Genomic DNA, 19,548 nt, shown 5'->3' with positions numbered 1-19,548 from the left:
GACGAGCCAAGAATGCGCGCCTCGCCACTCGAGCGAGCAGCGCAGTACGGCGTGTCCTGCCGGCCCGCGGCGCACTCGTGTACGGGCCGGCAGGTCGTGGGACGGCTACCGCGCGACCGCCCGGCGGTCTTCCTGCGGCGCCGAGCGCGGGACGGCTTGCGGCAAGTTGGAAGCGCGGCAGACCCCCGATGCAGGCCAGCACGTCCAGCCGCTCACCGACCACCCACTCCGGTTCGTCCGGCACACTCAGCCAGGAACGCCACCACTCCAGCAGCACGGGGTTCGCCACAATCCGCGTCGACTACTGCGCCGAGGTCCCGGCCAGGGCACGTCCAGACACGGGGGACCTGCCCGGCGCCGCAGACCCCGCCAATCCGGCCGGGTGTGGTGCCTGGGGACGGGGGCTATGTGGCGGTGCCGTCCCGCGCCACTACAAACGGCACGCAGCCAGAAGGCGGGATGGTGTCGGAAGTTCGGTCGCTTGAGTCGCTTCGGTCACTGGAGTCGGGCGGGTCAGAGGGGGAGGGTTATCCCGAGGGCTCGCATCGCGCTGGACGGGGGGCCGCCTTCAGAGCGCTCAGTTTTCCGGCCCTTCGTGCGCGGTTGCAGGGTTGCGGGGTCGATGGCCTCGGCCGGAGCGGAGCTGGCGTACAAGCCATCGGGTTCGGTGTCGCGGTCGTGCGGGAGGAGCCAGAAGACGCGGCGGCGGAAGGTACCGGAGGCACGGGAGGCTTTGGCGTCGCTGGCAAGGGTGGCGTAGCCGACCATGCGGCCGTCGCGGTGGTAGGCAGGCCTGCCTGTTCGGGTGGGGAGGCGGTCGAGGCTTTGGCGTACGTAGTCGAGGCGGGTGATGTCCTCGAGCCAGACGAGTGCGCTCTCGTGCTTGAGATCGTTCTCGCTGATCAGGGAACTCATGCCGTCTCCTCGTTCGCCAGCAGTCCGATGCCAGGGTAGTACTTCCTCGAATTCGACAAGATCATCTCTTTCGGGGAGGCGAGCCCGAGCAGTTCGCGGGCGCGGGCGGCGAAGGTGCGGTTGCTCATCGGGATGCAGCCCTCGCTCTGGCACCAGCCGCGGTAGGCGTCGTAGAGGGTCTTCTGCTCGGTGCGGCAGTCGGGGCTGATGAGGCATGCCTCGTCGAAGAAGCGGCCGGTGTGGTCCTCGGTCTCGGCGTAGGCGTTGGTGGCGATGCGGACCTTGTCGGGGCCGGTGAGGTCCTTCTCCCCGCCGAGGTAGCGGCGGGCGCCGTCGATGAGCCAGTTGAGGATGCCGGGGCCTTCCTCGGCGACGAGGATGTCGGCGAGGTTGTCGATGCGGCGGTCGTCGGCGACGGTGCGCTCGAAGGGGATCAGGCGCATGCGGCGCCAGAAGGCGAAGCCGCCGGTGCCGACTTCGGGCCGGTGGTTGCCCAGGAGCCACAGTTTGTGGGTGGGGTTGAAGGAGAAGAAGTCCTGTCGCATGCGGCGGGCCTTGATGCGGTCGCCGCCGGTGAGGTGCTTGACGCGGGCTTCGTCGAACTTGTCGCCGGGCTTGACCTCGGAGCAGACGACGACGCGCCGGCCGTGGAGTTCGGCGAGGTCGGTGGGGTGGCCTTCGTAGAGGCGGGCCATGAGGAAACCCGGCGGGGCGGCGTCGGCGTAGTCGCCCAGGAGTTTCATCGAGACGTCCAGGAGGACGGACTTGCCGTTCTTGCCGGCGCCGAAGAGGAAGGGCATGACCTGTCCGCCGACGTCGCCGGTGATGGAGTATCCCAGCAGCAGTTGCAGGAAGCTGATCATTTGGGTGCCTTCGGCATCGTCGCCGAAGGTGTCGGCGAGGAAGCGCTGGAACCTGGGGATCGGCATCACGGCCGGGCCGACGGTGGTCGAGCGGGAGTGGAAGTCCTTGTTGGGGTCCGGGGTGCGCACAAGGCCGGTGTGCAGGTCGACGATCCCGGCCGGCGTACACAGGGCGTAAGGGTCTGCGTCGAGGTATTCGGCCTTGAGGACCATGCCGGGCGCGGATTTCGCCTGGGCGAGCATCGCGTTGATGCCGGCAGTGCTCAGGGCGCGGCGGCGGTGCTTCTTGAGCGCTTCGACCGGGTGCTCGCCGGTGGGGTCGGTGGTGGCGAGGTGTTCGCCGATCTCGCCGGCGGCCCACAGGACGGAGTCGTCCTCGTCGACCTGCCAGCGGGTGGTGTCCCACCGGTACCAGCCAAGGCCCGGGACGTGGCGGAAGTCGGTCTGGTACAGCTTGACGAAGAGCTTGGCATTGCCCCGGTCGGTGAGGGAGTCAGGCCTCAGACCATGAGCGGTCGCGCCGGAAGTGGCCGTCGCCAGCGTCTGCGTGGACGGTGTGCCGTGTTGGGGCGGCAGGACAGGGGTGGCCTTGGCCATGATCTGCTCGGCCAGGGCCCGGGGATCGAAGTCGAAGAGCATATTCGGCTCGCCGCCTGCGGGGCTGGTCACGGGCGGCTCCCGGGGTGAAGGGGACGGCGTGCCCCGGCGGTCATGCCGCTGCGGATGATCGCCTGGGCACGGGATTCCTGCCCGGGGCGGACCAGGCGGGCAGTCTCCATGAGAGCGTTCTCGGCGTCCGTAGCAGTGAGGTGCCCCCCAGCCACGAGCCCGCCAAGGGTGTAGGCGGCACGGTTGAGCTTTTCGGAGAACCCTGTGCCCTCGGCGGCATGAGCGCAGTCAGCAACCTCGGCAAGGGCCGTGGTGAGTACGGCGACGACAGGGCCGCCCTTGCCGCGAGCCGCGAGGACAGCCTGGCGAGCGCGGCCGGGTACGGGCCGGGGGGCGGGCACATGGGCAGCGGGCAGATGGTGGGTGCGCTGGAGTTCCTGGGCGAGCCAGGCCGGCAGCGGCGCGGGGGTCCGTACGCTCCCGAGCGGGGTGTAGGTGCCGGCGTCCGTGGTGGTTCCGGGCGCGATGATGTAGCCGCCGTCGGCCCGGACATCGACCTGCCAGGCGAGGGCGCGCGTGGTGCTGGAACCGGAGGAGCACTGCCAGCGGCGCGAGTCGGTCTGTCGGTACCAGACGTGCAGGCCTCCCGATGGGGTTCTCACCCGCAGGGTGGTGGTGTCGTCGGCAGGGCTGGGCTGGCCGCGGAGGGCGGCTAGTACCGCCAGAGTGTGGAAGCCTGTGGTCATCGCGGATACATCGATGTCCTCGGCGATGTCGATGCCGGGCAGGAGCCGGCTCCGGCCTGGCGGCGTTGCGGGGTGGGCATCGATGTCGATGACTACCAGGTTCGCCGGTCCGCAGGCTACGCCCACGCCCATCTGTGGCCTGGAGCCCCACCATTCCTGGATGCGGGTGCTGTCCAGGGTGGCTGCGTGGAAGCCGTGGCACCAGCGGCCTGCTGTCCGGCAGGAGCAAGTCTGGCGGTCGTGTCCGGGCTCGCGGCAGGCGGGGCAGTTGGCGGGGGGAGTCTTCTTTCCCGGGGCGAGCGGGTGAACCGGCCAGCCGTGACTGGCGCACCAGCGGGCGAGTACCAGCGGACTGGGCTGGGCGGCAGCAGGGATGCTGGGTCTTGAGTCGCTGGCAGAAACCCGCAGGTCAGCAGGCATTCGATCTCCCAATAGCGACTGAAGCGACTCAACGACGGAGACAGCCTAGCGAAGACGTCCGTTCGAGTGGACCAGGTTCGTGTCCCGGCGTGCCGGTCATTCAGCTTGATCAGCGACCGAGCGACTGATCCAAGCGACTCAGCTCGCTGTCCGCCAGCCTCGGTCGCTTCCAGAAAGTTGCAGGTCAAGAGGTGAGTAGAGGCCCGGTCAGCGACTGAAGCGACTCAAGAGGCCTATATATGACACGCACACGCGCGAACTGCACAGCCGATATGTAGAACTCCGGTCGCTTCAGTCGCTACCTGCTCTCCCAGCAGACCCTTGACCTGCACGTTTCTACCAGCGACTGAAAACTTGAGGAGCACCGTGCTTTAGTCGCTGGTCACTCACAGGTCACCGCCGAAGCGACCCGAGCGACTGAAGCGACCGAGTCGCTGCCAACCCAGTGGGAGCAGCGTCATCACCGCTCCGCCCGCCGTACTGTCATCACCACCAGCCGAGGCTTGCCACGCGCCGCTTGCGTCCAGCAAGCCCTGGAGATCAAGTGCTCCGCGGCGGCACCCCACCCGGATCAAAACTTCCTCACCACCACCGACAGATGCCCCCACCTCGCCGCAGCCGCGGTCGAGCACAACCGGGAGCTGCTCCCCCGGATGTTGGCGAGAAGGCTCGACCTGTACCACCAGTCGAACCGGTCCTGGTCCCCTTCGTTCTGTCATCCCCCTCGCCCGTCCCGAAGGCGCTGGGCCCAGGCGGCCGTCCGGCGGCACCAGCCTCCGCCGGATGATCCGCAACGAGAACCGCTAGTGCTGTGACCAGGAACGTTCGCCGGGTGATTGGGTGACGTTGTGGTCGTTGACCGCCCTCGTGGATCATCACGAGATGAGTGAGATCATCTTGATGTCGGATCCACGGGTAGCAGCTGTGCCTGTACACGAGTGCGGTGAGCTGCTGGTCGATGTCCGGAGAAGGTCGCTCCTTGTGGACTTGCGGAAGCAGGCGGACTCGGACGCCTTCTTCTACCTGCGGGAAGGCGTGCTGGAGCGTCTGCTCCAGGCACAGGCGCACTTGCCGGCCGGCCTGGGGTTCCTAGTGGTCGAGGGCTATCGTCCTCCGGCATTGCAGCGGCGCTACTTTGAGAAATACGCGGCCAGACTGCGAGCTGAGCAGCCTGGATGGACCGACGAGCAGATCCGGTCGGCGGCGAGCCGTTTCGTGTCGCCACCGGAGATCGCGCCGCACAGCGCGGGGGCGGCGGTGGATCTGACGCTCGTGGATGCGGACGGCCGTGAGCTGGAAATGGGTACGCCTATGAACGCGACTCCAGAGGAGAGCGCCGGCGCCTGCTACACCGACGCTGCCGGGATCAGCGCGCAGGCGCGCGCCCACCGGGAGATCCTGGGGCGCGCACTGAAGGCCGTGGGCCTGGTGAACTACCCGACGGAGTGGTGGCACTGGTCGCTCGGCGACCGCTACTGGGCGCTGGCCACTGGAGCGGCAAGCGCCTGTTACGGACCGAGTCGGCAAGGCGTGTGCGCATGACGCTCTCGGCTGAGCCGCGGTAGCCCGTCAGGCTGTCGCAGCGAGGGGGCGTCCGCCCCAGCGGATGCCCTTCTCGCTGCGGATGCGGGCGCGCTCCTTGCGCTCGGCGGCGAGCACGTCGGGGTGACGGGCGTTGGCGTTGCGCCAGCGCAGATACGCGTGCAGGGCCCGGGTCTCTGCGGGGTGGCTGCGATGGTTTGAATTGGCCAGAGTGAACTGCCGCAGCGGTCCGAAGTGGGCCTCGATCGGGTTGGCCCAGGACGCGTAGGTGGGGGTAAAGCACAGCTCGACGCGGTTCTTCCTTGCCCAGCGCCGGATGGTCTCGCCCTTGTGGGCGGAGAGGTTGTCCAGGATGACGTAGATCGGGGCGCCGTCCGGGCGGGCCGCGCGGATCGACCTCAGCGCGACCAGAGTGTTCGTGGCGCCCTTCTTCCTGCGGTTGACGCCCCACAGCCTGTCGTCGCCGAGCGAGTAGCAACCGTGGAAGTACCGCACCCCGTGAGTGCGGTGGTAGGTCGCGGGATGCCGCTCGGGGTGACCGGCAGGAGCCCAGCACGAGCCGGCGGTGGGCCGGATACCAAGCGGCCCGAACTCGTCAAACGCGAACACGCGACCCGGGAATCGCTCCAGAATATGCTCAATACGGTCGAGCTTGGCGTCACGCTCCGGGTCGGGTGACTCCTTCCATGTCTTGGTGCGCTGGAAGGTGCCGCGGCGGGCGAGCAGGCACCGTAACGCCTCACGGCCGATCCAGATCATGCGGCCGTGCATGCGGCACAAGTAGACGGCGAGTTTACGGATTGACCAGCGGGTGAAGGGCTGGCCGAGCTTGGTCGGGCGGGTGGTGGCCGTCTTGACGACGAAGTCCTCGTCGTCAAGACTGAGAAGGCGGGGACGACCTCCCGCCCATCGAGGGTCCAGACAGGCCAGGCCGATCTCGTTGAACCGGTGGATCACGTCTCGGACGGTGTCCTCGTCGGCCTGCACCAGCTTCGCGATCACCGGCACCCGGTTCCCGCCGGCCGAGGCCAGCAGCATCGTCGCGCGCCGGAACCGCACCGAATTGGTACTGCCCCGACGCCCGATCTGCTGCAGCTTCTGCCCCTCCTGGTCGGTCAACCTGCGCACACGGACAGGCTCAGCCACCACACCCCCAGCAGTCGGATCGGACGTCACCGCACATCCAACCGCCGAAGCCGCCGCCCCGGCGAACCTAAGTGGTCAGAGCACTAGATCTTGATCCAGTAACGTCGCGCGGGACCGAACTCGGTGTCCCGGATGTCCTCGAAGACGCCGCCGCACCGCTCGATGGTCTTCACCGAAGCGGCATTGTCGACCGCGCAGACGGCCAACACCCGATCCAGGCCGAGCGCCCGCGCCTCATCGAGCAGCTGGCCCACCGCCCAACTGGCCAAACCGCGCCGCCGCGCGGACGGCCTGATCCCATAGCCGATGTTTCCAGCCCACGACACGTAGTCGCTGCTGCCGTATCGCAGTGCGATTCCGCCGAGCACTCGATCACCCTCCACGATCCACCGATAGATGCACCGCATCGCGTCGGTCGCTTTCGCCGAATCCGACTGGTCGGTCAGCCGGTGCACCCAGGCCGCAAACCCCGCGGCCGAGTCCACCTCATCGGACGGACCCAGCCCAAAGCCGTCCTCGTGTTGACCCGGGCCCCACTCAGCGCGGGCCTCAAGCCAGGCGGCGTGCAGGCGGATAGTGGGCGCGATCAACTCTGGCATCCGGCAAAGATACCGTCAGAACGTGTCCCCGACGCCGGGCAGTGCCTAACGTCCCTCACTCCGCAGAAGTGCTTCTACCTGCTCAAACGCAACCCGAATCACAGATAACGACGGTGCGCAGCGCGGTGACGAAGTACAGGACGTGCACGGACTCGACCTCGTCGGCGTACTGGCGTAGCTGGGGGCCGGTGGTGTCGCCGGGGATTGGCTCGCCGACGTCGGGGTCGACGGAGAGGACGACCAGGGCGCGGTCCAGGGCGTGGATCTCCGCCTCGCTGGTGATGTTCTCCAGCTGCTTGGCGGCGGAGTCGGAGAACGCGATCCGGGCGCGGCGCGGGCCGTGCTGCGGGGCCATCAGGCGACGGCCGGGCGCTGTCGAGCGAGGCGGGCGAGGTGGGCCTCGCGAAGCTCCTCCCACGGCGTGCAGTCCTCCACCGAGGGCAGCCCGTTCTCTGCGATGTCCTCCAGGACGGCGGCAAGCCGGTCGGCGTACTCACGGGTCTTCGCCGCGTACGCGCGGACCGCGTCGGCGGCCGCGGGCTCCAACTGCTGCCGGGCGTGGTCGGCGGTGGCCGGCTGTTCGCTCATCGAGGGCTCCAGGAGGGCGGAACTGGCGTCTGCTCCAACGGTATCGGCCACCCCGGGCCGTAGGGACCGCTCCGGACGAACCGGCTCGTACGAGGGTGCGGACCCAGGACCCAGGTGGACCCAGCTTCCGGCGCGTTCCGCGGCCACCAGTGTCCCATGTCAGTGAATCTTGACCGATTGCCATTGCAGATTGACCACTGCCCAGTTCGTGCCATCGAACCTTGACGGACCAAGTCAGCACCCTGGCCGACAGTTCACCCGATAGAAGGCATCTCTGATTTTCATGCGGTATCGCCGCTGCGGGCGTCCTTACAGTCTGCGTGCCGTCCGGATGGGGTGGCACCAGTCGCTGATGCATGGGAGTGGGACGTGAGGTCTTCGGGGCGTATGGCTGTCTCGGCAATGGCCGTGGCTATGGCGGCGCTGGGAGTAGGAAGTGGTGCCCCTGCTTCCGCCGCCCCCACGGCGACGCCGTCGTGCAGCGGGGCAGATTGCCCCAGCCTGAAGCCGACCAGGCTCACGGCCAGCCAGGCCAGCCTGAATGTCACCCAGATGCAATTGGAGAACATCAACGCGATGGCGTCCGACGCGGTGACGGGGGAGCCCATTCGCGGCGCGAAGATCGTGTTCGCCACCATGGGCGGCAGGACGCTGGGGACGGCCTACACGGACTACGACGGCATCGCTGCGATCGCTGCCCCGGAGAACCTGGGCCCCGGAACCCTCCAAGAACTGCTGGGCGGCTACGAAGCCGCAATGGTCGGCGACGGCGTTCACGCCCCGGCCGGAGCCCACGGAGCGATCACGATCGGCACTGACCAGGGCCCCGGTATCCCCGGCAACCCATGCTCCGTCTGCTAGCGACCGTGCGCTCGAGCAAGGCGTGGTCCCGGTCGACTGAAGCCGGAAGCGGTGCGGATTTTCCGTCGGCGATGCCGGGCGGCTGACCGCGGTGCCCCTGCACGGCCTCGAGCCGAGGCGCGGGAGAGCAGTGGTGTGGCGCCGGACGGCCCGTTCGACGGCTATGCGGTCCTGGAGACCGTGGCCGCGCTGCCTATCAGTACCTGGCGCTACCTCTGGGAGCCCGAAGGCGCGCGTCACCTGGGACCGATGGCCCAGAACTGGCACGCCGCCTCCGGCTTCAACCAGGACGACACCACCATCGCCGTCGTCGACAGCCTCGGCGTCGCCACTGATGTGCATCCAGACACTGCACCGCCGCGTGGAAGAGCTCACGGCTGAAGTGGATCGTTTGCAAGAAAGCCGCGACATGAACACGTTCGGGGCCCCATGATGACGCCAGACGGCCTGTTGTGATCTCCACCGCCCGCCCGGGGAAGGACAGTTGCCCCCAGTCGCCGCCCTCGCCGAGCACGGCCCCCAGTCGTCTCCTTTCCCTCAGAAGGCCGGGGAGTCGGTCCGTGCGGAACACTCATCGCGATCCAGAAGGCAAGACACCATGACAAGGCAGGACACCTTGGCACGACACGACACCGTGACGGGACCATCCCAGGCGATGGATCTGCGGTCACCGGTGTGTACGGACGCGGTCTGGCGGCTTCCGGTTACGGTCTGTCGCATCACCCAGTTCCTGGGTGAGCAGACGGCCGGCGCCTTACTTGAGCGCGCCATCGCCTCCGCTGGCGACACGTTGCAGCCCTCCATGATCCGCGACCGAGAGCTGGTCCCCGACTTTCGCCGGTCCCGCTCGCGCCACGACTTCACCGCGCCTGAGCTGATGGCGGCCATCGACGAGGTGCTGGAGGCCGTCGAGCACACTCTCGGAGTCTCCTGCCAGTACGCCGAACCCAGCTACAGCCTCAACGCGCACAACGACGGGGACTTTTACCGGCCGCACCAGGACACCAGCGCCGAGTTCGCCCCACGACGTCTGCTCACATTCGTGTACTACCTTCATCGCACACCCCGGCCTTTCGATGGGGGCGAGCTGCGTGTGTTCGACGCGGCTCTGCCACTGCACACCGAGACAGCCGGGAGATGGCAGGAGCGTACCTGGCGGGACTGGGAGCCCGAGCACGACAGCATCGTTTTCTTCCTCCCCACTGCCTGGCATGAAGTACGGCCGGTCAGCTGCCCGAGCAAGCAGCACGCGGACAGCCGTTTCGCCATCAACGGCTGGCTGTGCAGCCCCGACCCCGCGAACCGCGGGAATGACGCGAGCCCGTGAGACACACCGTCCCCGAGTCCGACTGGCGGGATGCGTCCCGTCAGTCGGACTCGTTCGAGGCGAGGCCGTGTGATTCCCGGGACTCGAGCGTCCGGCCCGTTGGCCCAGCCGGTCAACCCTCACTGGCAGAAACGCGCGCCGGTCAACGTTCGGTGTCAATCGGTCAAGGTTCAGTGTCACGGGACAACCAGGGAGAACGCTGGTCCCAGGACCCAGAGACCCTGACCCGGGAGCGCTGCGGGGTCCTGGTGCCGGCCCGCTGCCCGATGACACAGATCAGCTCAACAGTGACACAGTGAGCGTGTCCACCTGGGAAAACGGGGGGGGCGATGACACAGATCGGCCGGACTGTTCAGGCGGGTGTCCCGTCTCACTGAAGCTTGACCGTTCTCACTGAACGTCGACCGACTCCGCCACCAGTCGCGGGCGGTCGGTCAAACTCCGTCGAGACGCTGCCAAGGTTCAGCGCGGGCGATGCGGTACGCCCCGGCATCACCGCCCAGCAATTCACCCATCGCACGGTTCGACTCATCCGGTTCCGCCGGTAGCGTCACGCGGATGCCCCCAGGGCCTCGGGAGCCAGGGGGCCGAGTCGGACCTGGGGCTCAGGAAGGCTGCTGAGCTGCTGCCGGACGACGGCACGGACAACGGAGCCGCGGCGACGCAGCAAGCTGTCCAGGAGGCTCTCCAGGCGCTCCCCGGCACGCCAGAGCCGGGCTGGACGATGGACCGGCCCGGCGCCGGCTTGCTGCGCCGACGTCGCCAGGAGCGGGCACGCAAGCGCTACGTCGCTCTGGCCATGTTCAGCGACCTGCAGCTGGTGGACGAAGCCGAACTACGCATGTGGAAGCAGAACATGACGGTGGCCGTCCTGCTGGAATTCGCGGTCAGCGACATGCGCCGCAACGACGTGCAGTCGGCGGTGACCCGTCTGGAGATCGTGCACGCCGCCACCTACGCAGACCTCACGGAGTTAAAGCAGAAGATGGCTGACGGGGAGCAGGACAAGCCCGGCAGCCGCCACCTGGTTCGCTCGTGGACGCCGTGGCCGTGGCACGGCGGACCTCCGGCCACGAGATCGCCGGGGTCTGGCGGGCCCACCAGGTGGGCCCGCCACCGGCCCTAGTGGTGGGTCTCCCACCACAGGATGAGCAGGGTTACGGCGCCGCTGCCCAGCTTGTACGCGGCGCCCCGCAGGAACTCGCCCGGAACGCTGCGGTCCTGGTCGGAGGTCCACTTGCGCAGATCGCGAATCGCATCGGCGCACTGCCTGAGCAGACGATGCCGATGCCTGGGCGGTCGTTTCGCGCTACTGTCGTCCATACGGAGTTCCTCTCGTTTCAAGGCGTGCGGGGACACCGCGCAGGGAGCCCTCCCAACTCGTGGCCTGAGAAACCCGTTGGGGATGCAGGGCTCCTTCTGCGCGTTCAGCGGAGCCTACGACAGCTGTGTTGGGAACTCGGACGCCTGCTGGCCCCCTCATTCCCAAGATGTAGTGGTTGATGGGCTGTTGCGCCCCGTGCGACCCCCAGATGTTGTGCTGGGACCTGCCGTCGGCCTGTCGCGAGGTGACGCCGTTACCGGCGGGTGAAGTCGTGGAGCCGGTCTGCAAGACGCCGGTCGGGACGCTGGACGATGATGCAGGAGCCGGCCTTGGCGGTGGCCCGGCGGTCGACTTCCATCTCAAGGCCGCCGGTGGGGGCGCTGGCGAGGCTGGAGCCGGTCTTGCGTACGTACATCGCGACCGCTTCCAGGGTGGCGAGGAAGGCGCTGTCGGGGGCTTCCGAGTCGAGGACGTCGTCGGTGACCACATGCAGCCAGTGCCGCGCTTCGCGGGTCTCGCCGAGGGCGAGGTGGTACAGGTGCAGGCAGTAGGCGGCGGCGCGGTGGCCGGCGCCGGCGGCGAGCTGCCACCAGAACTGAGCGCTTTCGCGGTGGTCGGTCAGATAGAGCAGGCAGGCGAAGACGAGTGCACCGTCGCCAGGTGGCGGTTGTCATCGGGCTTGTCGGTTTCCTGGGCGAGACGGTCGACGTGGTCGGCGGCGTCGGGCTTGTTCAGGATCCAGCGGCAGACCACGGACAGTCGCTGGCCGGCCTGGGCGGCGCGGACCATGTCCGGGTGGGGCTCGGCCGCCGTGGCGGCCGCGTCGGCGGCGAGGCGGCGCAGGGCGGCACCGACGTCGAAGGTGTCGCGCCGGGTGGTGGTGATGCGGGCGCCGGCCAGAAGGTCGAGGGGCCGGCCGAGCGCGGCCGGACGTTCCTGCTGGCCGTGCTCGCCTTCACCGGCGGTGCCGCCCGTGCCCGAATCGCCGGCGGTACCGACGTGCAGAGCGGCCTCGTAGGCTTCGGTCGCGCGGCCGAGCTGCTGAGCCGGGAACGGGTGGCGAGCAAGCAAACTGTGGCCGCCGTGCGCGAGCCACTCACCCGGGCCGCCACCGCCGCCGCCCCGCTCATGCGCTGCTCCGACCCGGCCGTCGTCACCACCACCGAGCAGTTGCTGAACGCCCTGTCCGACGTGGAGGACACCGCGCGCCTGGAGGCCGCCCTGGAGGCGTTCGGCCGGGCCGTCAACGCCGCCACCGCGCCGCGGCTGTCCTGGTGGGCACGCCGTCGTGCCGCGCGCACGACCCGACCGACGGCCCTTCCGTAGGATGCGAAGCGTCTCGCCCCCGACAGCTTCAATGCCGGTGTGGCTGAGCGCCGTAGATGGCGAGTTTCGCCATCTACGGCACTCACTGTCTGCGGTGGTAGTTACTCCGGGAGGACCTGCGCCGCCTGCATGCCCTTCTGCCCGCGCTCAGCGGTGAACGAGACCCGCTGACCTTCCTTGAGGGACTTGAAGCCATTGCCCTCAATGGACTTGAAGTGCACGAAGAGGTCGTCACCTCCCGTGTCCGGCGTGATGAAGCCGAACCCCTTTTCGTCGTTGAACCACTTCACGATGCCGGTCTGCCGGTCGGACATGTTCACCCCAAGAATTGTGCGGCGGCCCCAGTGCCACCAAGTGGATCATGGCATGCGGCCACCATGGCCGTATATGGGACGTGCTGCCCGAAGATGAGCGCCGTCACGCACTGCCAGCCGAAGGGCCTGCTGCGAGCGGGCAGGCCGGTCGAGACCTCCGCAGCCGCAAGATAGCGCGCCGCCAACTACTGTGCTCATCCGCCACCTGTGGCGCTAAGAACTCCTAACGAAATGATCTTCCAGGTGGTTGGATCACTCCGGGACTTGTGATCTGGGGGTGCGGGTGGCTCGGCCGAAGCCGTGGGAAGTCGACGACGAACTGTGGGCGGTGATCGAGCTACTGCTGCCGAAGGTCGAGCGTCGGATCCGGCATCCGGGTCGCAAGCGGCATCCGGACCGGCTGGTGTTCCAGGGCATCCTGTTCGTCCTGCACACCGGGATCTCCTGGGAACACCTGCCGCAGGAACTCGGCTTCGGCTCGGGCATGACCTGCTGGCGCCGCCTGGCCGAGTGGACCGAGGCCGGCGTATGGCCCCGATTGCACGAGGTCCTCCTCGCCGAGCTCCGCGGCGCGAACGCCCTGGACTTCTCCCGGGCGGCGGTCGACGGCTCCCACATCCGGGCTTTAAAGGGGGAGCCAAGACCGGACGAAGCCCCGTCGATCGGGGCAGGACGGGCAGCAAGCATCACCTGATCACCGACGCCACGGGCATTCCGCTCGCCGCGACCCTGACCGGCGGCAACCGCAACGACGTCACCCAGCTGATCCCGCTCCTCCAGGCCGTACCGCCCGTGCGGGGCAAGCGCGGCTGGCCCCGGCGCCGCCCTGATGTGGTGCTGGCCGACCGCGGCTACGACCATGACAAGTACCGCCGCCTGGTCTGGGACCTCGGCGTGAAGCCGCAGATCGCCCGCCGCGGCACCGAGCACGGCTCCGGCCTGGGCACCCAACGCTGGGTCGTCGAGCGAGCGTTCGCCCACCTGCACTGGTTCCGCCGCCTGCGCATCCGCTGGGAGATACGCGATGACATCCACGAAGCCTTCCTCAGCCTCGCTTGCAGCATCATCTGCTGGCGACGGCTGAAGAAGCTCCGGCCGCGTTAACTGTCGTTGTCCTGGGCAGCCCTGAAGCCGCGATCTTGGATCACCGGGAAGACTTGCTGTGTGGTGGTGATCCAGGCGTCGATGTCGGCATGGGACGACCTGATGGCGCTGATCAGCGCCTCGATCACGTCCAGCTTCGGCTTGCCGACGTTCCGGCTGAGCTCGTCCATCGACACCTCTTGGTATGACATGACCAGCTGCCACCAGAACCGCATGAGGAAGCGGCATTCCTGCGGGTCACGGTCGTCTGCGAGGCGATCGTGAACGACCCTCTGGACGCGCCGCCGCTGCTCATCATCACGAAAGCCGTTGTTGAGGTCAGTCAGGGTCACGTCCGGACAGTAGCAACCGCTCGTTCACGACCCCGGGCACGCCCTCAAGTCCGCGTAGGGCATTCCGTTAGGGGTTCTAAGTCACAGCCGGTGTGACTGAGCGCTTTAGTTGGCGAGTTGAGCACCTCCCCCCTCCCATACAGCGTGTGGGGAGTTGCGGCACTACGCTGTGCGTTCGCGCTGCACGATCGCCAGGGCGTCCTCGAAGGTGATGCCGGAGAAGTACTCCTTGTGAGTCCGTTGCACTCCGGGCACGGCCGCGATGGCGTCGCGGGCCCTCGCCTCCCACAGGCGTGTCGACGGCCATGCCTTGGACACCCAGCCATCGAAGATGACGACCATGCCCAGCTCGGCAGCGTGCTCGTACTCCTTGAGCCGTTCGGGGAAGAGGCGCTTCTCGACGCGGCCAACCTTGATGTAGGTCTGCAAACCCTCGAAGGAAAGCAAGTACAGGCGCTCGCCGGGCGCGTCGAGCGGGTCGCCGGAGCGGGTCATGGCGTCGTACGCGGCCTGCATGACACGCAGGCTGTCAGCGATGTGCGGCACGATGCCATTGTCGAAGCAGTACCGGAGGTGCTGGCGTGACACCCGCAGGGAGATTGCCTCCAGGCGGGGATCGGTCGGGTGATCGTCGTAGATGGTCACGGTCGGCCCCCTCCCTAGCCACAGCGTGCATGTGCTGCGCCTGGGACGGTACAGGGCGCCGACTCGTCTCGGGCAGGGTCCGAGATGGGCTGCCAGCGCTACCTCCGGTAGGGGCCAACTCGCCCAAACTCGCAACTTCAGCCGCCAACTCACGCGCTCACTCGCCGACTGAGGCGCTCAGTCACAGCCGGGGACGAGGCGCTTGTGCGGAAGCCGGCCTACAGCTCGATCTCGATGTGCTCCACGTCGGTGAACTCCACGCCCAGGCCGTGCGCCCGGCTGTTGTTGGCGCGAGCACCGCTCACTCCAGGAGCGACTCGAAGGCGCCCGCTCCAACCTGCGCTTCGCCGAGAAGCGCATCGCCGACCTCGAAGCCCAACTTCTCGAACAGGCCCGCGAAGAGGAGCGGACCGGATTTTCGCGGTAGCGGGCTGAGGGCTGCGTTCAGTGCAGACGTCCGTGGGTTCGTCTGGCGGTGGTCTTGCCGGAAGGGACCGCGGCGGTGCCGTACTGTCCCGTGAAGCTGTGGCGAGGTGATAGTGCTGGTGCTCAGGATGGCTGGACTTGGTCGAAGAGGGCGAGGGCTTCGGCGGGGTCCGGGCTCACGAGGCGTTCCAGACCGGCCGTCGTGATCTTCGCCCACTTGCTGGCCCGTGCCCACATCTGTTCCTCGAAGGCGCGGACGGTCTCGTCCAGGTCTCCAGGGCCGGTGGCGAGCGACTCGGCGAGTTCGGCGCCTTCCAGCATCGCGAGGTTCGCGCCCGCCCCCAAGGGGGGCATCAGATGGGCGGCGTCGCCCAGTAGCGTCACCCCGGGGACGTGGGTCCAGGTGTGGGACACGGGCAGGACGTAGAGGGGGCGATGGACGAAGGCGGTGCCTTGGCGGAGGAGGTCGAGGACGGGAGCGGCCCAGCCGTCGAACAGAGCCAGCAGGCTCGATCGCACGGCCTCGACGTCGGCCAGGTCCAGGTTCGTGTGCCAGTCCAGCGGCGCGCGGAACTTGGCGTACACCTTGACGTGGCCGCCGCTGTTGCGCTGGGCGACGAGGGAGCGGTTCACGCCGTACACAGCTACGGAACCGTCGCCGATCAACCGGGCGAGGTCAGGGTGGCGAGTGTCGACGTCGTCGAGGGAGGTCTCGACATAGGTGACGCCGGTGTATTGCGGCGTCACCGACGAGACTGCCGGGCGGATCCGGGACCAGGCGCCGTCCGCGCCGATCACGAGGTCGAACGTCTCCTGCCGCCCGTCCGCGAAATGGACCAGTACGCCATCCCGGGCCCCCGGCACCACCTGCGTCACGCCCCGCCCCCACTGGACGTCGAGAGGGCCGAGCAGCAGGTCACAGAGTTGTCCGCGGTCGATTTCGGGATTGGCCCGGTCATCCGGGTGGGGTTGCCAGTCGCGCAGGACGGTCCCGTCCGTGTCCAGGATGCGCATGGCCTGTCCCTCGGGACGGGACAGCGCCTGGAACTCCGCCAGCAGCCCCGCCTTGTCCAGCGCTAGCTGGCCCAGCCCCTCGTGCAGGTCCAGCATGCCGCCCGGAGGGCGGGCGTCAGGGGTGGGATCGCGTTCGAGGACCGCGACGGGGTAGCCATGGCGGTGCAGGACACGGGCGAAGGTAAGGCCGCCGGGACCGCCCCCGACCACTGCGATGCGATGTCTCATGCCGATACACTGTATTGTTCCATGACGGTGTATCGCAACACTACGATGTCACCATGACTGTGTGGGACCGGCCGGAGCCGCCGCCTCGCCCCGTGCCGCTCGACCGGGAGCGGATCGTCGCCGCCGCCATCGCACTGGCCGACGAGGGCGGGCTGGAGGCGGTGTCGGTGCGCAAGGTCGCCGCCCGGCTGAACGCCGGGCCGATGCGGCTGTACGGATACATCTCCACCAAGGAGGACCTGTTCGACCTCATGGTGGACGAGGTCCACGCCGAGATTCTCCCCGAGACGCAGCCCGGTGACTGGCGGGAGGCGCTGCGCGCCCTCGCCCACCGCACCAGGAAGGCCGCTCTCCGTCACGAATGGCTGGCCGACCTGCTCGGCGGCCGCCCGGCCCTGGGCCCGAACGGCCTCGCCGTGACCGAGGCCACGCTGGCCGCCCTCGACGGCCTCGCCCATGTCGACACCGTCATGCGCGCCGTGGAGACTGTCAGCGCCTACTTCATTGGCGCGATCAGGCGCGAGATCGCGAACCTGCGGGCCGAGCGCGCCACGGGCCTGTCCAAGCACGACTGGCAGCGCGCCCACGGCCCGCGTGTGACGAGCATGTTGGCCACGGGCCGCTTCCCGGCGCTGGCCAAGGCCGTGCACGACGGCACAGACGTGGACGCCGAGACATCCTTCGCAACCGGCCTGGACTGGGTCCTCGACGCCGTGGCCGCCAAACTCACCCGGCCGTCGGCGTGACGCTCAGCCCTGACCTGACCAGTGGCGAGCGACCCGACAACGCGCAAAAGCCGCTGCTTTGACGGGCGGCTCAAAATCGTCACGGACATCTACGCGACGCATCACCTCAGTTCAGAGTCCACCCGCACACATCGAGAGTCGGTAAAGGCGACTTCCCCCCCGAGGACTGCGACGACTACCTCGCCCGCCGGCTCTCCCGCGACGGACGGCCGCTCATCAGCAGCGAGATCCGCCAGGTCATCACCGACCGCTCCCACGGCCTGCCCCTCTACCTCGACCTGTCCGTGCTGCGCTTCCTGGAGATCCGCCGCACCCGCGAACCCGTCCCTGCGGACTTCGACCACGACTTCGGCGCCCTGATCGCCCGCACCCTGTCCGACCTCACCCCCGACGAACGCCACGTCCTGCGCTCCGTCAGCCTGCTCGACGCCTTCGACCTCACCCTCGCCACCACCGCGGCCGGCCTCACCCACCAGGCCCCCGCCCAGCGGCTGATCGAGCGGCCCTTCGTCCGCGAGAACCCCTTCGGCGTGTGGCCCTACCACCTGCACAGCCTGATCCGCTCCACCATCCGCAGCGCCGACGACACCACCGACGACCGCTGGACCGATGACGACTGGGCGCGCGCCGCGGAGCGCGCCCTGACCGCCCTCGGCACCAAGTGGGCCACCGCCCCAGACAGCGGCCGCAACCGGCTGCTGCTCGTCGGCTGCCTGCGCCAAGGCCTCCCGCTCGCCCGGGACTTCCGCCTCCCCCTGGGCTGGCTCGCCGAAGCCGCCTGGGCCTACGTCAGCGACTCCGTGTGGGAGCCCATCGCCCCACCCGCCCGGCCGAACCGCACCGACGGCTTCGAGACGCCGGCCGACGCCCTGGTCGAACTCCTCGCCGCGCTCGCCCGCCGCCAGCACGAACACCGCTCCACCACCGCCGCCCGGCTCACCACCGTCACCGACAGCCACCTGCTGCCCGCCGACCTGCACGAGATGGGCCTCTACTACCTCGCCAAGGCCCACCGCGACCTCGGAAACTCCGCCGCCTCCCGACACGGGATGCAGACCGTCTCCGCGGGCGGCGGCCGCCTCGCCCCCGCCGCCCGACGCGGACTTGCCCACCTCGCCCGCCTCGCCGGCGACTTCCCCACCGCCCACGACACCGCCCGCACCCTCGGCTGGGCCGGCCGCCAGCACCGCGTCGAAGGCGACATCTACTGGCCCCACGGCGACATGCACCGCGCGGCCGCCGCCTACGCCACAGCCCGCGACCAGGCCGACCAGCACGGCGTCGCCGGAGAACGCGCCACCAGCCAGACCCACCGCGCCCTTGTCCTCGCCTTCACCGACCCCGACACCGCGGACGACGAAAGCCACCTCGCCGAGCAGCTCCTCACCGGCCTCGACCTCCGCGCCACCACCCTCACGCTCCAGATCGCCGCGCTCGCCCGTAACGCCGGCACCCTGCCCGGCCTCGAAGCCGCCCGCGTCCTGCGCGCCGAGAGCCGCGACGCCGGTATCACCGCGGCCGAAGCCGCGCTCGACCTGGTCCTCGCGTTCCACCACGCCGTCCTCGGCGACCACGACAAGGTCCGCACAGCCGCCGGCCGGCTCCGTGAACTGGCCCAGAGCGGCGACTACGCCTACTACGCCGACATCGCCCACTTCATGGCCGGACAGCCCCTCCCCCACCCCTCCACCACCCGCTGGCTCGAGCCCGAGGAGACCGTACGCAGGCGCTGGGAGACGCTCGTCGCCGAGAGCCGGCACCACCTCGGCATCCGCCGGCCGTGAACCACGCAGCGTTCGTACCGGGTGGCGACCCGCGCGCAGACGGCTGTGGCCCGGGACGCACCAGCTGGTGCGTCCCGGGCCACAGCCACAAGGAGGGGGTCAGCCGGCGTCGGGGTTCCGGCCGACGAGCCGGGTCAGCAGCTCCACGATCTGCGCCTGATTCCGGTCGATCTTGCCGGAAAGCCCCCGGACCTCCTCGGTGAGGCTGCTCACCTTCGCGTCCAGGTTCCCCACCTTCTGATCAAGGTTGCCGACCTGCAGCCGCACTGCGGTCAGATCGCTCTTGACGATCCCGAACTCCCGGTCCGTCCGCTCCGCCACATCCTCGAAACGCCGGGTGAGCGCAGCGGCACCGGGCTGTGCGATGGGGCCCTCCGGCACGCGGAACTCCCGTCGAGCAGAGAAGCTAGAAGGCATCCGGGTCGACGCCCTGCGCACGCGCCAAGGCGAACAGAACCCGCTCGATCGTGTCCAGGCGGTCGGCGATCGACCGTTCTCCCGGCGCGCCGACGGCGTTGGCGAGGGAGTCGATGTTCCCGAACGCGGTGCGCTGCTGCTCGCGGATCGTCGTCAGCTGCTCGCTGTGCTCCAGCGTCCGGCCGGTACGGAACGCCTCCGCCTCCAGGTCCCGCAGCCGCTCGTCGTGCGTCACCGTCTCATTCACCTCCCACTATCCTGCCAGGCCCGCG

At 68.7% G+C, this 19,548-nt stretch carries 25 protein-coding genes; 9 read left to right on the top strand and 16 right to left on the bottom strand.

Features of this window, described 5'->3' with window-relative positions; all coding sequences use genetic code 11:
* Positions 1-513: 513 nt before the first annotated feature.
* The 3 genes from ACZ3ZD_RS31950 to ACZ3ZD_RS31940 are packed head-to-tail and all read right to left on the bottom strand — an operon-like array spanning position 514 to position 3,553.
* Positions 514-915 carry a DUF6009 family protein gene (locus ACZ3ZD_RS31950; RefSeq protein ID WP_467405064.1) on the bottom strand — a complete coding sequence of 134 codons (402 nt, stop codon included), beginning with the start codon at positions 913-915 and terminating at the stop codon, positions 514-516.
* On the bottom strand, positions 912-2,447 hold the full coding sequence (locus ACZ3ZD_RS31945; protein WP_467405062.1) for a DNA primase family protein: 1,536 nt from the start codon (positions 2,445-2,447) through the stop codon (positions 912-914). Before ACZ3ZD_RS31945 ends, ACZ3ZD_RS31950 begins: the two co-directional genes overlap by 4 nt.
* Positions 2,444-3,553, bottom strand: coding sequence for a bifunctional DNA primase/polymerase (locus tag ACZ3ZD_RS31940; RefSeq protein WP_467405059.1), 1,110 nt, complete (start codon positions 3,551-3,553; stop codon positions 2,444-2,446). Before ACZ3ZD_RS31940 ends, ACZ3ZD_RS31945 begins: the two co-directional genes overlap by 4 nt.
* Positions 3,554-4,435: 882 nt before the next feature.
* On the opposite strand from ACZ3ZD_RS31940, the gene ACZ3ZD_RS31935 reads away from it, so the two are divergent.
* Positions 4,436-5,095: a M15 family metallopeptidase gene (locus ACZ3ZD_RS31935; protein ID WP_467405057.1), complete on the top strand. Its 660-nt coding sequence runs from the start codon at positions 4,436-4,438 to the stop codon at positions 5,093-5,095.
* 27 nt (positions 5,096-5,122) lie between these two features.
* On the opposite strand, the gene ACZ3ZD_RS31930 is transcribed toward ACZ3ZD_RS31935, so the two are convergent.
* From ACZ3ZD_RS31930 to ACZ3ZD_RS31915, 4 genes are all read right to left on the bottom strand, one after another.
* Positions 5,123-6,241: an IS630 family transposase gene (locus ACZ3ZD_RS31930; RefSeq protein ID WP_467405054.1), complete on the bottom strand. Its 1,119-nt coding sequence runs from the start codon at positions 6,239-6,241 to the stop codon at positions 5,123-5,125.
* 83 nt (positions 6,242-6,324) lie between these two features.
* Positions 6,325-6,840 (bottom strand): GNAT family N-acetyltransferase, encoded by a 516-nt coding sequence (locus ACZ3ZD_RS31925; protein WP_467405052.1) that lies wholly within the window; start codon positions 6,838-6,840, stop codon positions 6,325-6,327.
* A gap of 82 nt (positions 6,841-6,922) precedes the next feature.
* Positions 6,923-7,195 carry a hypothetical protein gene (locus ACZ3ZD_RS31920; RefSeq protein ID WP_467405049.1) on the bottom strand — a complete coding sequence of 91 codons (273 nt, stop codon included), beginning with the start codon at positions 7,193-7,195 and terminating at the stop codon, positions 6,923-6,925.
* Positions 7,195-7,428, bottom strand: a complete 234-nt coding sequence (locus ACZ3ZD_RS31915; protein WP_467405046.1) for a hypothetical protein — start codon at positions 7,426-7,428, stop codon at positions 7,195-7,197. Before ACZ3ZD_RS31915 ends, ACZ3ZD_RS31920 begins: the two co-directional genes overlap by 1 nt.
* 552 nt (positions 7,429-7,980) lie before the next feature.
* Between ACZ3ZD_RS31915 and ACZ3ZD_RS31910 the strand changes: the two genes are divergently transcribed.
* From ACZ3ZD_RS31910 to ACZ3ZD_RS31895, 4 genes are all read left to right on the top strand, one after another.
* Positions 7,981-8,289 (top strand): hypothetical protein, encoded by a 309-nt coding sequence (locus ACZ3ZD_RS31910; protein WP_467405044.1) that lies wholly within the window; start codon positions 7,981-7,983, stop codon positions 8,287-8,289.
* Positions 8,290-8,424: 135 nt separating this feature from the next.
* On the top strand, positions 8,425-8,670 hold the full coding sequence (locus ACZ3ZD_RS31905) for a tail fiber domain-containing protein (RefSeq protein WP_467405040.1): 246 nt from the start codon (positions 8,425-8,427) through the stop codon (positions 8,668-8,670).
* Between the two features lie 217 nt (positions 8,671-8,887).
* Positions 8,888-9,616, top strand: coding sequence for a 2OG-Fe(II) oxygenase (locus ACZ3ZD_RS31900; protein ID WP_467405036.1), 729 nt, complete (start codon positions 8,888-8,890; stop codon positions 9,614-9,616).
* A gap of 724 nt (positions 9,617-10,340) precedes the next feature.
* A complete protein-coding gene (locus tag ACZ3ZD_RS31895) occupies positions 10,341-10,742 on the top strand; it encodes a hypothetical protein (RefSeq protein ID WP_467405034.1) in 402 nt (133 codons plus the stop codon).
* On the opposite strand, the gene ACZ3ZD_RS31890 is transcribed toward ACZ3ZD_RS31895, so the two are convergent.
* The 3 genes from ACZ3ZD_RS31890 to ACZ3ZD_RS31880 form a co-directional block, all read right to left on the bottom strand.
* Complete coding sequence (locus tag ACZ3ZD_RS31890; RefSeq protein WP_467405031.1) at positions 10,739-10,939, bottom strand: hypothetical protein; 201 nt, start codon at positions 10,937-10,939, stop codon at positions 10,739-10,741. The genes ACZ3ZD_RS31895 and ACZ3ZD_RS31890 overlap by 4 nt on opposite strands.
* A gap of 254 nt (positions 10,940-11,193) precedes the next feature.
* Positions 11,194-11,427 carry a hypothetical protein gene (locus ACZ3ZD_RS31885; protein ID WP_467405028.1) on the bottom strand — a complete coding sequence of 78 codons (234 nt, stop codon included), beginning with the start codon at positions 11,425-11,427 and terminating at the stop codon, positions 11,194-11,196.
* 131 nt (positions 11,428-11,558) lie between these two features.
* A complete protein-coding gene (locus ACZ3ZD_RS31880) occupies positions 11,559-12,011 on the bottom strand; it encodes a hypothetical protein (RefSeq protein WP_467405024.1) in 453 nt (150 codons plus the stop codon).
* Between the two features lie 12 nt (positions 12,012-12,023).
* Between ACZ3ZD_RS31880 and ACZ3ZD_RS31875 the strand changes: the two genes are divergently transcribed.
* Positions 12,024-12,266 carry a hypothetical protein gene (locus tag ACZ3ZD_RS31875; RefSeq protein WP_467405021.1) on the top strand — a complete coding sequence of 81 codons (243 nt, stop codon included), beginning with the start codon at positions 12,024-12,026 and terminating at the stop codon, positions 12,264-12,266.
* 101 nt (positions 12,267-12,367) lie between these two features.
* Here the strand turns inward: ACZ3ZD_RS31875 and ACZ3ZD_RS31870 are convergent, their stop codons facing one another.
* A complete protein-coding gene (locus tag ACZ3ZD_RS31870; protein WP_467405283.1) occupies positions 12,368-12,580 on the bottom strand; it encodes a cold-shock protein in 213 nt (70 codons plus the stop codon).
* Between the two features lie 283 nt (positions 12,581-12,863).
* Here ACZ3ZD_RS31870 and ACZ3ZD_RS31865 point away from each other — a divergent pair.
* Positions 12,864-13,684, top strand: a protein-coding gene (locus ACZ3ZD_RS31865; protein WP_467405018.1) for an IS5 family transposase whose coding sequence is annotated in 2 segments (ribosomal slippage) — positions 12,864-13,206 and positions 13,206-13,684 — 822 coding nt in all. Because the reading frame shifts where the segments join, the coding sequence is not laid out codon by codon here.
* On the opposite strand, the gene ACZ3ZD_RS31860 is transcribed toward ACZ3ZD_RS31865, so the two are convergent.
* The 3 genes from ACZ3ZD_RS31860 to ACZ3ZD_RS31850 form a co-directional block, all read right to left on the bottom strand.
* Entirely contained in the window at positions 13,681-14,016 is a 336-nt protein-coding gene (locus ACZ3ZD_RS31860; protein ID WP_467405015.1) for a hypothetical protein, read from the bottom strand. The genes ACZ3ZD_RS31865 and ACZ3ZD_RS31860 overlap by 4 nt on opposite strands.
* 162 nt (positions 14,017-14,178) lie before the next feature.
* A complete protein-coding gene (locus ACZ3ZD_RS31855; RefSeq protein WP_467405014.1) occupies positions 14,179-14,661 on the bottom strand; it encodes a hypothetical protein in 483 nt (160 codons plus the stop codon).
* Positions 14,662-15,210: 549 nt separating this feature from the next.
* On the bottom strand, positions 15,211-16,329 hold the full coding sequence (locus tag ACZ3ZD_RS31850) for an FAD-dependent oxidoreductase (protein WP_467405011.1): 1,119 nt from the start codon (positions 16,327-16,329) through the stop codon (positions 15,211-15,213).
* A gap of 53 nt (positions 16,330-16,382) precedes the next feature.
* Between ACZ3ZD_RS31850 and ACZ3ZD_RS31845 the strand changes: the two genes are divergently transcribed.
* Both ACZ3ZD_RS31845 and ACZ3ZD_RS31840 read left to right on the top strand, forming a co-directional pair.
* Positions 16,383-17,075, top strand: a complete 693-nt coding sequence (locus ACZ3ZD_RS31845; RefSeq protein WP_467405008.1) for a TetR/AcrR family transcriptional regulator — start codon at positions 16,383-16,385, stop codon at positions 17,073-17,075.
* Positions 17,076-17,359: 284 nt separating this feature from the next.
* On the top strand, positions 17,360-18,859 hold the full coding sequence (locus ACZ3ZD_RS31840) for a hypothetical protein (protein ID WP_467405005.1): 1,500 nt from the start codon (positions 17,360-17,362) through the stop codon (positions 18,857-18,859).
* Between the two features lie 99 nt (positions 18,860-18,958).
* Here ACZ3ZD_RS31840 and ACZ3ZD_RS31835 read toward each other — a convergent pair whose 3' ends face one another.
* Positions 18,959-19,240, bottom strand: a complete 282-nt coding sequence (locus ACZ3ZD_RS31835; protein ID WP_467405002.1) for a hypothetical protein — start codon at positions 19,238-19,240, stop codon at positions 18,959-18,961.
* 25 nt (positions 19,241-19,265) lie between these two features.
* Positions 19,266-19,523, bottom strand: coding sequence for a hypothetical protein (locus tag ACZ3ZD_RS31830; protein ID WP_467405000.1), 258 nt, complete (start codon positions 19,521-19,523; stop codon positions 19,266-19,268).
* Positions 19,524-19,548 lie beyond the last annotated feature (25 nt).

The sequence above is a fragment of the Streptomyces sp. NPDC023481 genome (assembly GCF_055560195.1).
This window is presented reverse-complemented; position numbering and strand designations above follow the sequence as displayed.